At 44.1% G+C, this 13,699-nt stretch carries 13 protein-coding genes and 1 rRNA gene; 13 read left to right on the forward strand and 1 reads right to left on the reverse strand.

Annotated features, from left to right (window positions below; all coding sequences use genetic code 11):
• Positions 1-33: 33 nt before the first annotated feature.
• The 11 genes from AC787_RS22290 (at position 34) to AC787_RS22340 (ending at position 11,260) form a co-directional block, all read left to right on the forward strand.
• On the forward strand, positions 34-243 hold the full coding sequence (locus AC787_RS22290) for a PLD nuclease N-terminal domain-containing protein (protein ID WP_054026795.1): 210 nt from the start codon (positions 34-36) through the stop codon (positions 241-243).
• Positions 240-1,190, forward strand: a complete 951-nt coding sequence (locus AC787_RS22295) for an ATP-binding cassette domain-containing protein (protein WP_054026796.1) — start codon at positions 240-242, stop codon at positions 1,188-1,190. Before AC787_RS22290 ends, AC787_RS22295 begins: the two co-directional genes overlap by 4 nt.
• Positions 1,187-2,032: an ABC transporter permease gene (locus AC787_RS22300; RefSeq protein WP_054026797.1), complete on the forward strand. Its 846-nt coding sequence runs from the start codon at positions 1,187-1,189 to the stop codon at positions 2,030-2,032. Before AC787_RS22295 ends, AC787_RS22300 begins: the two co-directional genes overlap by 4 nt.
• Before the next feature lie 104 nt (positions 2,033-2,136).
• Positions 2,137-2,520, forward strand: coding sequence for a hypothetical protein (locus tag AC787_RS22305; protein WP_054026798.1), 384 nt, complete (start codon positions 2,137-2,139; stop codon positions 2,518-2,520).
• 261 nt (positions 2,521-2,781) lie between these two features.
• A complete protein-coding gene (gene gatC, locus AC787_RS22310) occupies positions 2,782-3,069 on the forward strand; it encodes an Asp-tRNA(Asn)/Glu-tRNA(Gln) amidotransferase subunit GatC (protein WP_054026799.1) in 288 nt (95 codons plus the stop codon).
• A gap of 35 nt (positions 3,070-3,104) precedes the next feature.
• Positions 3,105-4,562, forward strand: coding sequence for an Asp-tRNA(Asn)/Glu-tRNA(Gln) amidotransferase subunit GatA (gene gatA / locus AC787_RS22315; protein ID WP_054026800.1), 1,458 nt, complete (start codon positions 3,105-3,107; stop codon positions 4,560-4,562).
• A 36-nt stretch (positions 4,563-4,598) separates the two neighbouring features.
• A complete protein-coding gene (gene gatB, locus AC787_RS22320; protein WP_054026801.1) occupies positions 4,599-6,038 on the forward strand; it encodes an Asp-tRNA(Asn)/Glu-tRNA(Gln) amidotransferase subunit GatB in 1,440 nt (479 codons plus the stop codon).
• Positions 6,039-6,186: 148 nt separating this feature from the next.
• Complete coding sequence (locus AC787_RS22325; RefSeq protein ID WP_054026802.1) at positions 6,187-6,897, forward strand: MgtC/SapB family protein; 711 nt, start codon at positions 6,187-6,189, stop codon at positions 6,895-6,897.
• Complete coding sequence (locus AC787_RS22330) at positions 6,879-8,810, forward strand: DUF4097 family beta strand repeat-containing protein (protein ID WP_054026803.1); 1,932 nt, start codon at positions 6,879-6,881, stop codon at positions 8,808-8,810. The genes AC787_RS22325 and AC787_RS22330 overlap by 19 nt, the downstream gene beginning before the upstream one ends.
• Positions 8,811-8,887: 77 nt before the next feature.
• Complete coding sequence (perR, locus tag AC787_RS22335) at positions 8,888-9,322, forward strand: peroxide-responsive transcriptional repressor PerR (protein WP_082360908.1); 435 nt, start codon at positions 8,888-8,890, stop codon at positions 9,320-9,322.
• A gap of 204 nt (positions 9,323-9,526) precedes the next feature.
• Positions 9,527-11,260, forward strand: coding sequence for a glycosyl hydrolase family 18 protein (locus AC787_RS22340; protein ID WP_054026804.1), 1,734 nt, complete (start codon positions 9,527-9,529; stop codon positions 11,258-11,260).
• 178 nt (positions 11,261-11,438) lie between these two features.
• On the opposite strand, the gene AC787_RS22345 is transcribed toward AC787_RS22340, so the two are convergent.
• Positions 11,439-11,798, reverse strand: coding sequence for a YgzB family protein (locus tag AC787_RS22345; protein ID WP_054026805.1), 360 nt, complete (start codon positions 11,796-11,798; stop codon positions 11,439-11,441).
• Between the two features lie 153 nt (positions 11,799-11,951).
• On the opposite strand from AC787_RS22345, the gene AC787_RS22350 reads away from it, so the two are divergent.
• Together AC787_RS22350 and AC787_RS22355 are read left to right on the forward strand one after the other, a co-directional pair.
• Positions 11,952-12,836 carry a nucleotidyltransferase-like protein gene (locus AC787_RS22350; protein WP_054026806.1) on the forward strand — a complete coding sequence of 295 codons (885 nt, stop codon included), beginning with the start codon at positions 11,952-11,954 and terminating at the stop codon, positions 12,834-12,836.
• Between the two features lie 380 nt (positions 12,837-13,216).
• Positions 13,217-13,699 (forward strand): 16S ribosomal RNA (locus tag AC787_RS22355); the annotation flags it as partial.

A 13,699-nucleotide genomic window follows, 5' to 3' on the forward strand; every position in this document is an offset into this window, starting at 1 on the left:
CATTTACTGTGAATCGAATAGGGGGTCATTTAGATGAACAATCAAATCGAATTATCGGATATATTGCCTATTATTGCGCCAATAATCGTTATTCAATTGATATTAGTGGTGATTGCATTGGTATTATGCGCAAAGGCGGAGAGCACACGCGGGCCTAAGCTAATGTGGGTATTAATTATTATATTTGTAAATATATTCGGGCCTATCGCCTTCTTTATTGCAGGAAGGAGAAATGATAGATGACAGCATTGCTTCAGGTGAAGGGATTAGCAAAGTCTTTCGGTACAGTAGAGGCAGTAGCTGGCATCGATTTTACGATTGCCACAGGTCACTGTGTTGCACTGCTTGGGCCGAACGGAGCAGGGAAAACGACAACGATTCGGATGATTACAGGGCTGCTTAAGCAGACGAGAGGACAAATGGAGTTTATGGGCTCTGCTCAAGCAGTCAATCATCGAGCATTAATTGGATACTTGCCGCAATCACCGTCGTTCTATAATTGGATGACCGGAATGGAATACGTCATTTACGCGGGGAGACTATGCGGTCTCAGCTCTGCTGTAGCCAAAAATCGCGCAAAAGAGCTATTGGATCGTGTTGGGATTTCTTCTGCTGCTAAGCGGCGGATAGGCTCATACTCTGGAGGGATGAAGCAGCGCCTTGGCCTTGCACAAGCACTTGTCCATCAGCCCAAGCTGCTTGTTATGGATGAGCCTGTTTCAGCACTTGATCCCATTGGACGCAGAGAGGTGCTCGAATTGCTGCGTGAGCTGAAGCGGGAAACGACGGTACTCTTTTCTACTCATGTTCTTCATGATGCAGAGGAACTATGCGATGATGTCATCATTATTCGAAACGGAAAAGTCGCGCTGCAAGGAGCTATTGACACGATTCGCAATGAACATCGCAAACCGATTATTGAGCTACAGATCGAACGGGACGCAAATTCAGAACGCTGGTTATCTTCTTATATGGATCGTATCCTTCCTTCACTCGGTAAGGGCAGCGAGACTGGTTTGTTTCAAGATGTTCAAATGCAGAATGGTATTGCACGTTTTACTGTAAACGAAGTGGATGCGGCTAGACGGAATTTGCTCGAGGAATTGACGAAGGAACAGATTAAGGTAAGTAGATTGGAAATTGGTCACTCATCGTTGGAGGATCTATTTATGAGGGTGGTGACTGCATGAGTACAAAAAACGTAGATCATTTACAGTCCATTGCCGTTCATTCTGCGGGGACTTCAAGCTTTACTCGATACATCGTTATGGCCCAAAAGGAGCTTCTTGAACTTATGCGAAGCTTTAAGCTGCTATGGGTGCCGCTAGTATTTATATTGCTTGGCATTATGCAGCCGGTATCAACCTATTTCATGCCAGTCATATTAGAGAAGGCCGGCAGCTTGCCAGACGGAACGGTTATCGATATGCCTAAGCCGCTGGGCACCGAAGTGCTCGCACAAACACTGCAGCAATTCGGTACGCTAGGCGTTCTTGTTCTCGTGCTAGTTTGTATGGGTGCAGTGTCAGGTGAGCGAATCAGCGGCGCGGCATCGCTCATTCTCGTGAAGCCGATTTCCGTAATTTCCTACATCAGCTCCAAATGGACGGCTATGGTTTTACTTACATGGGGCTCATTTATCGCCGGATATCTTGCATCTTGGTATTATACGGGTTTACTGATCGGTGAAGTTCCAATCGATAAGGTGTTTAACAGCTTGCTTATCTATGGATTATGGCTCACCTTTGTAGTGACGATAACGCTCCTCTTCAGCTCTCTGCTTCGGAGTCCGGCTGCTGCGGCGTTCTCGGCACTGGGAGGAACTGTCTTACTGTCCCTTCTGACAGGACTATTTCCTAAAGTATTAGGCTGGAGCCCAGGCGCATTAAGCGGCTTCGCTTATCAAGCAGTAGTATCAGGCATTGAAAATAATAGTCGATTCGGGTGGTCGATCCTTATTACGTTTATATGTATTGCAGCGTCTATTTGCTTATCGGCAACGGTTCTTCGTAGAAGTTCAGCTGTCGAATAATATAAATGGTCAGTCTATCAACTCTCTTCGATTGGACACCGCTATTATTTTTTAGTAGGATAGTAGTGAAAGAATCAGCGACGAAGAAACAGGAGTTGAGGACGATGCTACAACTAGGCACAAAGGTCGTCATTGTGGCTGACCAATATGAACAAAACCTGCCCATCGGGGAACATGGTTATATTATAGCTTATGACCGCAATGCGGATAATGTATTTGATTACGTGCTGAGAGTACCCTCTGCGAATCGTAATTTCCTTATTCCTGATGAAGATGTGGAGCTTGAAGAAGTGCTTATTCAAGATGAAGTTGACCGCATTGAAAGAGAGGCATTAATTGATTTTGCTCTTGCTACACATAATGAGGAATTGTTTAAGCGGATTATGAACGGCGGAGAAGAAGCGGAAGCGGAGCCTGAAACTACGGTTACGGAGACGCTCAGCCCAGCGGACTTTATACGTCAGGTTAATTTAAAGGCTTGGATCTAAACTCTTATAGTTTTTCATTTTGGACTGTCCTGTATGTCACTTTGTTGACTGCGGAACAGTCTTTTTTTGTGCGCTGAATTATAGAGATTTATGTGAGCATGAGGTGATAAAATGGACGAAATGTTATGAACCGTGGAAGGAGTTACCACATTGCGCAATGACTGGAATCAGGAAGTGATTTACCGTTTACATTGATGTTATCCCTGTATGTGAGATATAATAGGAAGAATGATTACAGGAATAGGAAAGGAAGAATACCTGATGAGCATTTCACCTAAGGACGTAGACCATGTAGCAAGACTGGCGCGGTTAGAGCTTTCCGATTCGGAAAAGGATCAGTTTACGGAGCAGCTCAATGCGATTTTGAAATATGCTGAAAAGCTTGAAGGCTTGGACACGGAAAATGTTGAGCCGACCAGCCATGTGCTCCCTATAACGAATGTTATGCGTGCGGATGAGAAACGCCCATCGCTGCCAATCGAGAAGGTTTTGCTGAATGCGCCTGATGAAGAAGAAGGACAATTTAAAGTACCTGCGGTGCTTGAATAATACGAATGGGTTTAATTTGAAGGGAGGAACTACTGTTGGCACTGTTTGATTTGCGCCTGCAGGATGTACATAACAAGCTTAACAATAAGGAACTATCTGTTTCTGAGCTGGTTAGCGCATCATTTGCGAGAATTGCGGAAACTGAGCCTGCTATTAAGGCTTTTATAACATTAAATGAAGAGAATGCACGCTTGCAGGCTTCCGAGCTGGACAAGCAATTGCAAGATGGCGGCGAGCAAGGTTTATTATTTGGATTGCCGGCGGGTGTTAAGGATAATATTGTGACTGAAGGTCTACTGACAACTTGTGCGAGTCAGTTCTTAAGCAATTACAATCCTATCTATGATGCGACTGTGGTTCGCAAGCTGAAATCAGCTCAGTCGGTAACGATTGGCAAGCTGAACATGGACGAATTTGCAATGGGCGGTTCAAATGAGAACTCCAGTTTCTATCCAACTCGCAATCCATGGAATACGGATTATGTGCCTGGCGGTTCAAGCGGCGGCTCGGCGGCTTCAGTTGCTGCTGGACAAGTTTATTTCTCGCTTGGCTCCGACACCGGTGGCTCGATTCGTCAGCCAGCAGCCTATTGCGGTATCGTTGGACTCAAACCAACCTATGGCCTCGTGTCACGCTTTGGACTAGTTGCGTTCGCATCTTCTTTAGACCAAATCGGCCCGCTTACCAAAAATGTTGAAGACTCCGCATTTGTGCTGCAAGCTATTGCTGGTTATGACGCAAGCGACTCTACATCTGCGAATGTGGATATTCCAGACTACACAGCAGCTCTTACAGGAGATGTAAAAGGCTTGCGCATTGGCGTGCCTAAAGAATATCTGGGAGCGGGTATTGATCCGCGTGTGAAGGAAGCAGTGCTTAAAGCGCTAGCGGTTTATGAATCACTCGGCGCAACTTGGGAAGAGGTTTCGCTTCCGCATACAGATTATGCGATCGCTACTTACTATTTGCTTGCCTCTTCGGAAGCCTCTTCAAATCTAGCTCGCTTTGACGGAGTACGTTACGGCGTACGTGCGGAAGATCCTGCAAATCTAATTGATTTGTATAAGAAATCTCGCAGCGAAGGATTTGGCGCTGAAGTTAAACGTCGGATTATGCTTGGAACTTATGCCCTTAGCTCCGGATACTATGATGCTTATTATTTGAAAGCACAGAAGGTGCGGACACTTATTAAGCAGGACTTTGACCAAGTGTTTAATGAGTATGATCTTATCATCGGACCTACGGCTCCGACACCTGCGTTCCGAATCGGAGAGCAGGTCGGAGATCCATTAACGATGTATTTAAACGATATCTGTACGATACCGGTAAGCTTGGCTGGCGTTCCTGCTATTAGTGTTCCATGCGGAACGGCAGATGGTTTGCCGATTGGCTTGCAAATTATCGGGAAAGCGTTCGACGAATCGACGGTGCTGCGCGCCGCTCATGCGTTCGAGCAGCATACAGAGCATCATAAACAACGTCCGCAGCTATAAGCGGACATATATACGTTTACGAAGGGATCGATACGAATGTCTGAACCGAACAAATACGAGACGGTTGTCGGGCTGGAAGTCCATGTGGAGCTGCATACAAATAGTAAAATCTTTTGCGGCTGTTCTACAGCTTTCGGTGCGCCGCCGAATACCCATACCTGTCCAGTATGTCTTGGACATCCCGGCGTTTTGCCGGTATTGAATCGCCAAGCTGTTGAATATGCAATGAAGGCGGCAATGGCTCTTAACTGTCAGATTGCTGATATCAGCAAGTTTGACCGTAAAAACTACTTTTATCCAGATTCGCCTAAAGCGTATCAGATTTCGCAATTCGATCAACCGGTCGGCGAACATGGCTGGATTGATATTGAAGTTAATGGCGAGACAAAACGAATTGGAATCACAAGGCTGCACCTTGAAGAGGATGCAGGCAAATTGACTCACGTTGACGGCGGTTATGCATCACTAGTCGACTTCAACCGTGTCGGTACTCCACTAATTGAGATCGTATCCGAGCCCGATATCCGCACACCTGAGGAAGCGAAAGCTTATCTGGAGAAAATCAAAGCGATCATGCAGTATTGCGATGTTTCTGATGTGAAGATGGAAGAAGGCAGCTTGCGTTGTGATGCAAACATAAGCCTTCGTCCATATGGACAAGAGGAATTTGGAACACGTGCCGAGCTTAAGAACATGAACTCTTTCCGCGGCGTTCAGCGCGGTCTTGAGTATGAACAGATCCGCCAAGCGGAAATTCTCGACAGTGGCGGAGAGGTTATTCAGGAGACGCGTCGTTTTGATGATGCACTGGGTAAGTCCTTCTCGATGCGCGGCAAAGAAGAAGCACATGATTACCGCTACTTCCCGGACCCGGATCTTGTACAGCTGCATATTAGCGAAGAATGGAAGCAAAACATTCGTGCGACGATTCCAGAATTGCCTGATGCACGCAAGGCAAGATATACGGCTGATTACAGCTTGCCTTCATATGATGCTGAAGTAATTACTTCATCTAAGAAGCTGGCTGATTTCTTCGAGGAAAGCCTTTCCTACACGAAGGATGCCAAATCCGTATCGAATTGGATCATGGGTGATCTGCTTGGCTATTTAAATGCTAACGGTCAGGAAATTACCGATGTAAAAATTACCGGACAAGGACTTGGCGAAATGATTGGCTTGCTTGAAAAAGGCACAATCAACGGAAAAATCGCCAAAACCGTATTTAAAGCGATGTTGGAGTCGGGCAAGCTGCCGCAACAGATCGTAGAGGAACAGGGCCTCGTTCAAATTAGCGACGAAGGCGCCATTCAAGCCATTGTCAATCAGATCGTAGAAGCGAATCCGCAATCGGTCGAAGATTACAGAGCTGGCAAAGAAAAAGCGATCGGTTTCCTTGTTGGACAGATCATGAAGGAATCAAGAGGGAAAGCAAATCCAGCACTCGTGAATAAGCTGCTTGTAGAGCGCTTGAAATAAGTGCGATAGCACAAAAAAAGACGCGGTTCATCGACACGATGAGCCGCGTCTTTCTTTTTGATCATCGCTATGGACAGGAGACCTGTAAGCTCCATATGCTGCATACAATTATGTTACAATAGCGAATATAGAAAGGTCGGGATTGCGAATGTTACTAAATTCGTTTCATAATCCGTGGTACATTAGTGAACTCCATATTTTATTAAGGCTGCTCCTTGCCTTACTGTTAGGCGGCCTTGTTGGCTTCGAGCGTGAGCAGTCGAATCATGCTGCAGGACTTCGCACCAATATTTTAGTCTGCTTGGGCTCTTGCTTGTTGATGCTGCTCTCCATGTACGGTTTTTCAGCATTTGTTGACGAACCTAACGTACGGGTTGATCCAGCGCGTCTTGCAGCCGCGGTTATTACAGGCATAGGTTTTTTAGGTGCAGGTACTATATTATTTACCGGTAAATCAATTACGGGTTTAACGACAGCTGCATCGCTATGGGTCGTTTCGGCGATTGGATTAGCGGTTGGTGCGGGCTTTTATTTTGCATCGGCTACCGCAACGATTATGGTTCTTGTTACGTTATGGGCGTTTAATAAGCTGGAGAAAAGGTATATAAGTGCAAAGAAGGAGCATTTGCTAAAAATAAAAGCTAATAATTTATCTCAAGCTATGCTTGAATTAAATAGCTTGCTGACTGATCGGAAAATCGTTTTGAGAAAAATGCTGCTGGAAGAATGCGAGGGAGATGAGGAAGGTGAGCAGATTATGCTGCAGGTGTATATTACCTTGCCTAAATCAGAAGCATTGCTTGTGCTCCTCGATAAAATAAAGCACTTGGAGGGTGTACGTTGGGTCAGCTCAGAATAAAACGAATGAAAAACAGGCTTCTCACCGTATTATTCGCGTTTGCTATGCCCGGAGCGGGGCATATGTATACGGGACAACATCCGAAAGGATTATTGCTAATAGCGGCCTTTTGGCTGGATTTAACGGCTATTGTTCGATTAGCCGATTCGGATGGCGGCAGACATTTGCTTTTGATCGTGTATTTAGGCATTATGCTGCCCATTTTTTATTTTATTAGCGTGTTTGATTCCTTGCAAAGCGCGGAAGTGAATAATTACAGACCTGTAGCCCTAAAACTTACGCATGGTATTTTACTTTTAGCTGCTGGAAGCATAATGCTAATTTTAGTAAAGCCTCCACAAGCGATCCTGCCCTGGATGAATGAGTTAGCGGAGTTTTGTGTGGGTCCGATTATTATAATGGCTTCAATAGTGCTGCTGTCACGTTCACGGAAAGGAGGCGTTACTATGTTTAAGCTAGGACGCTTTACTGCAGCGGCACTTGTACTGACCGTAGGAGTATTACTTTTATGGGATCAAATTCAAGGTCGAAATGATATTTCATTGCTAGGTCAATGGTGGCCGGTTATTTTTATATTGTTAGGTTTAGAAATCATACTATACAGCATAAAGTTTAAAGATATAGAGAAAAAGCTTCGATTCGATGTAGCTGGCGCCATGATCGCTGTTGCGATTTCTTTGACCGCGTACGTTGTAACCCAATATGCAGATATTCCTTATCGCTGGCTGGATCAATTTAATGTTGATTTGAAAGGGACGGTGGAATTCGGAGAAGAGAAGGGTTTTCATTACGAGAAGGCTATCATTAAAGTTCCCTTAGATGAGGCGATTTCTAATATTCGTATTGTTAATCCCAATGGGCAAGTAACCATTCGATCAGGTGACGTACAGGAAATTGAACTTATGACCGCAATATGGGTTGATGTACTCGACAAAACAGAAGCGGATACCATCGCAGAACAATCAACTGTCAAAATTAATCCGGGTGCGGAAGTTATGCTGGAGGCGAAGGGTCAAACCTATGGTGCAAATGGCAGCAGAAAACCGAGAATGAATATGACCGTTACGGTACCGATGTCGTTATCGGATCAGGTGCAGGTTGAACAACAGCGGGCAGAATCACCACCAGAATTGAACCTAGAGAATATAGATGTTAATAACGTTGGAAATCCAGAAACTCCGTTAGAATCTGGCGCTGATTTGAGTTCTGAGGTCGCAACTGGGGAGACTATTGAATCAGATACAACCCTAAATGATACATCTGAACAACCGCCACAGAATACAGATAAACAGAAGCCGGTCCTGGAGATGAAGGTGGAATCAGGGAATGGTTCAATTGATATAAAAAATTTGACGCTGCCAGGAGGCCTTGAGATTCGAAGCAATAGCGGAATTATTTCCGTAAGCAACATTAAAGGTTCTATTTCCGTCAAAGGTAACAATGGTGGTATTACTGTTAATAGCATAACCGGTGACACCAACCTTGAAACGAAAAATGGTACGATTACTGCAGCTTCCATTCAAGGAAAACTTTATGCCAATACGCTCAATGGAAGTTTGGAGATCAAGCAGATTGAAGGAAACATTGAAGCTGAAACGAAGAATGGTAAAATTAAAATAGACGATACCGGTGGTTCGGTTAAAGCAGATACGCTTAACGGGAACATTGAGCTGAGCAGCGCTACAGTTGGCGGAGACTGGGATCTTGATAGCTCCGTAGGTGAGGTAAAGCTTGCAATGCCGGGGAATGGTCATTTTACGGTTTACGGATCGGTAACTTTCGGTAATATTATGACTGAACTGCCGCTTGAGGTAAGTAAGAAAACAATAAGAGGCACTATAGGCGAAGGCACTTTCCGGATTCAGATTAATGCTACGAACAGCATTGCAATCAAGCAAATTGGGCAGTTCTAAAAAGGCGCTTTCATTGACAAACTCTTAAATTAGAACGTACAATAGTTTTAACAACTTTAAGGAAGGGCGTGAGGGGATTGGGAGCCAGCGTTAACTTAGCACTTGAGCAACTGAAGATGAATGGCGTCCGAATGACCCCGCAACGTCACGCCATATTAAGCTACTTGATGGACTCCATGTCTCATCCGACTGCAGATGAAATTTATAAAGCGCTCTCACCAATTTACCCGAGTATGAGCGTAGCTACCATATATAACAATCTGCGTTTATTTGTAGAAGCTGGATTAGTGCGTGAACTGACTTATGGCGATGATTCAAGTCGTTTTGATTCGGATTTATCCGATCATTATCATGCCATTTGCAAAACTTGCGGTTCGATCGTCGATTTTAATTATCCACCACTGCTCGAAGTAGAACGGACGGCATCGCGAGTAACCGGTTTCGTGGTTGAAGGACATCGGATGGAAATTTACGGTGTTTGCTCGTCTTGTAACACTAAATCAGCGAAATAATTGGCGTTATGCCTACAAGAACGTGCCGGGAAGCGATTCAACGCTAATCTGCACGTTTTTTATTAAAATAGAAGAATTTATAAGTTTGTTAGCTTATAAAGGGCTTATATTTCTCCGTCAAAGCTGCTTCAGCATCCAGAGGACGCTGAAGGCGTTTTTGCTTGCCATAGTCGAATAGAAGTTACCGTACAGGAGAGTGATGACTTGGAAACGATTTACAACCGAGCGCCACGTCGAAGAGGCAATCGAGGTGTTCGGAGTATAATATTATTGTTTTTGTTAGGAGTAATAGCTGTCTTTAGTTGGTATGGGTATATGCGCTTTATTCCTAATAATGAGAAGATAGATCCAATTTATAATTCAGAGTATCCAATATTATTTCGAGGTGTTGAAGCGGAGCAAGGTGCTATTATTGAAAATAATGAGGTGAAACTGCCACTTTCCGTGCTGGAACAGGTACTGGGAGAGGACAAGCCTATAAGATATGAGCCTGATTCTGGCTCCATCATTTTGACAACTGCTAATAAGGTACTCCATCTTAAGACAGATTCTTTAACGGCAACCATCAACCAAAAGCCATATGATTTAACGATTACAGCAGAAACATCTAATGAGACGGTCTATATTCCTGCAGAACCTTTGAAGGAGTTATATGGGCTGCAAGTAGAATTCGTAAAAGAGACAGGAACAGTAACTCTACTGAAAGCAGGAGACATGGTTCAACTTGCGGAGGCAACTCCTGAGAAGGGTGCAGCTATTCGAACCGAATCGACCATACGGGCGCCGTTTGTTCAAAAAGTTCCTCAATCACAGACAATAAGAATTTGGAAAGAGCAGGACGGTTGGCTGCTTGTCCAAAACAGCGAAGGCCTCATTGGTTTCATGAATAAGAAAGATGTCAAACTTACATCAATTGAGAAAATGCCCGAGCAAGCATCAGAGCCTCCTTTTATAGCTTGGAAAGTTCTCGGCAATAAAATTAATATGACTTGGGAAGCTGTTTACCAACGGAAAATAGATACTGCCAAAATAGCACCAATGCAGGGTGTAAATGTAGTTAGTCCTACCTGGTTTGAATTGGCCGACGACAAAGGAACAATTAAAGGCAAGGCCGATCCTGCTTATGTCAAATGGGCTCATCAGCAAGGTATGCAAATTTGGGCGCTGTTTAGCAATAGCTTTGAGCCTGATCGAACGACAAAGGCATTAGCGACAGTGGAAACACGATTTTCAATGATACAGCAGCTGATTGGTTTTGCTCAGGTGTACGGATTGCAAGGGATCAATTTGGATTTTGAGAATGTACACACTTCCGATAAGGCTAATTTCGTACAGTTTGTACGTGAGCTGACCCCGCTTTTACATGAGCAAGGCTTGGTTGTATCTGTTGACGTAACCCCCAAGTCGAATAGTGAAATGTGGTCGCTATTTCTTGATCGTGCGGCGCTTGGCAATGTTGTAGATTATATGATGGTGATGGCTTATGATGAGCATTGGGCAGCAAGCCCGAAATCAGGCTCAGTCGCTTCATTGCCTTGGACGGAGAGTTCTCTCCTTCGTATTATGCAGGAGGACGCCGTTCCAGCGAACAAGCTCATTCTCAGCATGCCGCTCTATACCCGAATATGGACAGAGAAGAAGGGGGAAGACGGTAAAGTAGACGTTTCCTCAAAGGCAGTTGGTATGAAGAAGGTTAATGAAATTATTACTACTAAGAAGCTCAAGCCGGTATTTGATGCGAAGGCAGGTCAGAATTACGTGGAATATACGGAAGATGGAAATCTGATGCGAATATGGATTGAAGATGAAGTCTCCATTAAAGCTCGAGTAAAGCTTGCACGTAAATATGATTTAGCGGGTGTAGCAACATGGCAGCGTGCATTCCAGACAGAAGCGATTTGGAAATCGATTGACGATTCCCTTAAGACTAGGCCATAATCCATTTATAATTGAATAGGTATATAAAAAAAGAAACGCCTCCTCTCATGCGAAAAACATGGAGGAGGCGTTTCTTTATTATTACAACGACCAAAGTTAACTATCCCTTGCGCTATTAACTCTCATTGCAGATAAACTTTGTTTCCTAATGAAGAGACAACCGTATATTCCTTATAGGCTATACTTGCTGTTCAGAAGGACTAGTTGTTGCTTGAGCAGGATCAAGAGTAAGCATCGTTTTACAATACATACAGCGATCGGTTTTTCCTAGCATTTTGGTAGGACGTGCGCATTCTGGACACTGGAGCATTGTAGCGCTTGTTGACATCATGCCAGCCCAGAAGTAAACTGCTACGCTGATTAACAAGGAGATCATGCCGATTACCATGAAGATGGCAGCAATAATTTTTCCTGCTTGTCCCATAAATACAATGCCAGCTGTGCCGAGAATCATTACCCCCATGCCAACGAGGGTGAAAACGAGTCCCCATAGACGGAATTCATTGATTTTGGCTGACTTAAAAAAGAACTTATTCATGCATTCATACCCTTCCTATGACAAATGACTTATGATTTTGAGACAGTTTCTGAGTTAGTAAGCAGGAATGTGCCTCCAACCTGTCGAAAAAGAATAAAACTGTAGAATATTATTATAGCGTAATAAAATGTGATTAGCTATATGGAGGAACCAGTGGAACATATAAAAGCGTACTTCTCGGGCAGCTATCGAGATGAACCTCATTTAATCGGTTTGGCTGTTATTGAAAACCCATATCCTTATAATCCATTAGCTGATGGATTAGATTCATTAGTACTTGTTGTAATGGATGAAAACATTGACCGAAATGATACGGAACATGTCCAAATCGAGGATCAACGGGTATTGATTCGAACCATTGATTCGAATGGATTGAATGAATGGTTGTCTTGCGGTGAAAACCGTAATATTATCGAGTGGCTAGTTCGGGGGGAGATCTTGGTGGATCGCGACGGCTATCTAAGCAGTGTTCGTGAACGTCTGCTTCAGTTTCCTGATTCAATGCGGGAGCAAAAGCAGTTTGCTGAATTTACGGGTTTCTTAAGAACGTATTTGCAAGCAAAGCAGGATCTATTGGATGGTCATTTGCTGGATGCTTACAGTCATGTGCTAACTGCGTTGCATCATTGGGCTCATATTGCTCTAATAGAAGAAGGACGTCATCCTGAACTCACGGTGTGGAAACAGCTGAAGCGAGTTCACCCAGGAATATATAAGCTTTATGAGGAGCTAACGGTTAGTCCTGAAACTTTGGAGCAAAGGGTACAATTAGTTATGCTTGGCTGCGAATTCTCCGTCATGAGCAAAATGAAAACAAGCTGCGCGTTATTGTTTAATATACTAAGCAGTCGCGAAGAGCCTTGGAGTATTGCGGAATTGCAATCACAATCTACATTAAATATACTGCATGGTGATTTGTCGCTTGTCCTCCAAAAGCTGGTGAAGCGGGAGTACATTCGCGAGGTTGCTGTTATGAATGAAGCAGGAGATATAGGTGCACTTGAACTTAGATACATGAGTAACGTGAAAACAAATTAGTCATTCAAGTATTTATAATAGTAGAAGCGCTTGTAATGCCTATCTTTATAGAGGCAAACAAGCGCTTCTTTTTATAGAAAGAAAAAAACAAAAACATGCTTGACTTATATGAGTATCAGATGATATATTAGTACTCGCCGCTTTTACAGGAAACATAATCGCGAAAACGACAACTTAAAAAAAATGTCGAATAACGAAAAAAAGTACTTGCAAAGAGATAGGCGAATGTGATATATTATAAAAGTCGCCGATACGAAATACGCGGTTGACACGAAAGAAAAGATTGCTCTTTGAAAACTGAACAACGAGTAATAACTGCCTCGCAAATCCTTCGGGATAAGCGAAAAAGCGATAAAAAAGTAATGAGCATTTCAAACACCAATTTGGAGAGTTTGATCCTGGCTCAGGACGAACGCTGGCGGCGTGCCTAATACATGCAAGTCGAGCGGAGTTGATGAGGTGCTTGCACCTCTGATACTTAGCGGCGGACGGGTGAGTAACACGTGGGTAACCTGCCTATAAGACTKGGATAACATTCGGAAACGAATGCTAATACCGGATACGCGATWTGGTCGCATGATCGAATCGGGAAAGATGGAGMAATCTATCACTTATAGATGGACCCGCGGCGCATTAGCTAGTTGGTGAGGTAACGGCTCACCAAGGCGACGATGCGTAGCCGACCTGAGAGGGTGATCGGCCACACTGGGACTGAGACACGGCCCAGACTCCTACGGGAGGCAGCAGTAKGGAATCTTCCGCAATGGACGAAAGTCTGACGGAGCAACGCCGCGTGAGTGATGAAGGTTTTCGGATCGTAAAGCTCTGTTGCCAGGGAAGAATGCTTGGGAGAGTAACTGCTC

It is taken from the genome of Bacillus sp. FJAT-28004 (assembly GCF_001280845.1).
Taxonomy (GTDB): Bacteria; Bacillota; Bacilli; order Paenibacillales; family Paenibacillaceae; genus Pristimantibacillus.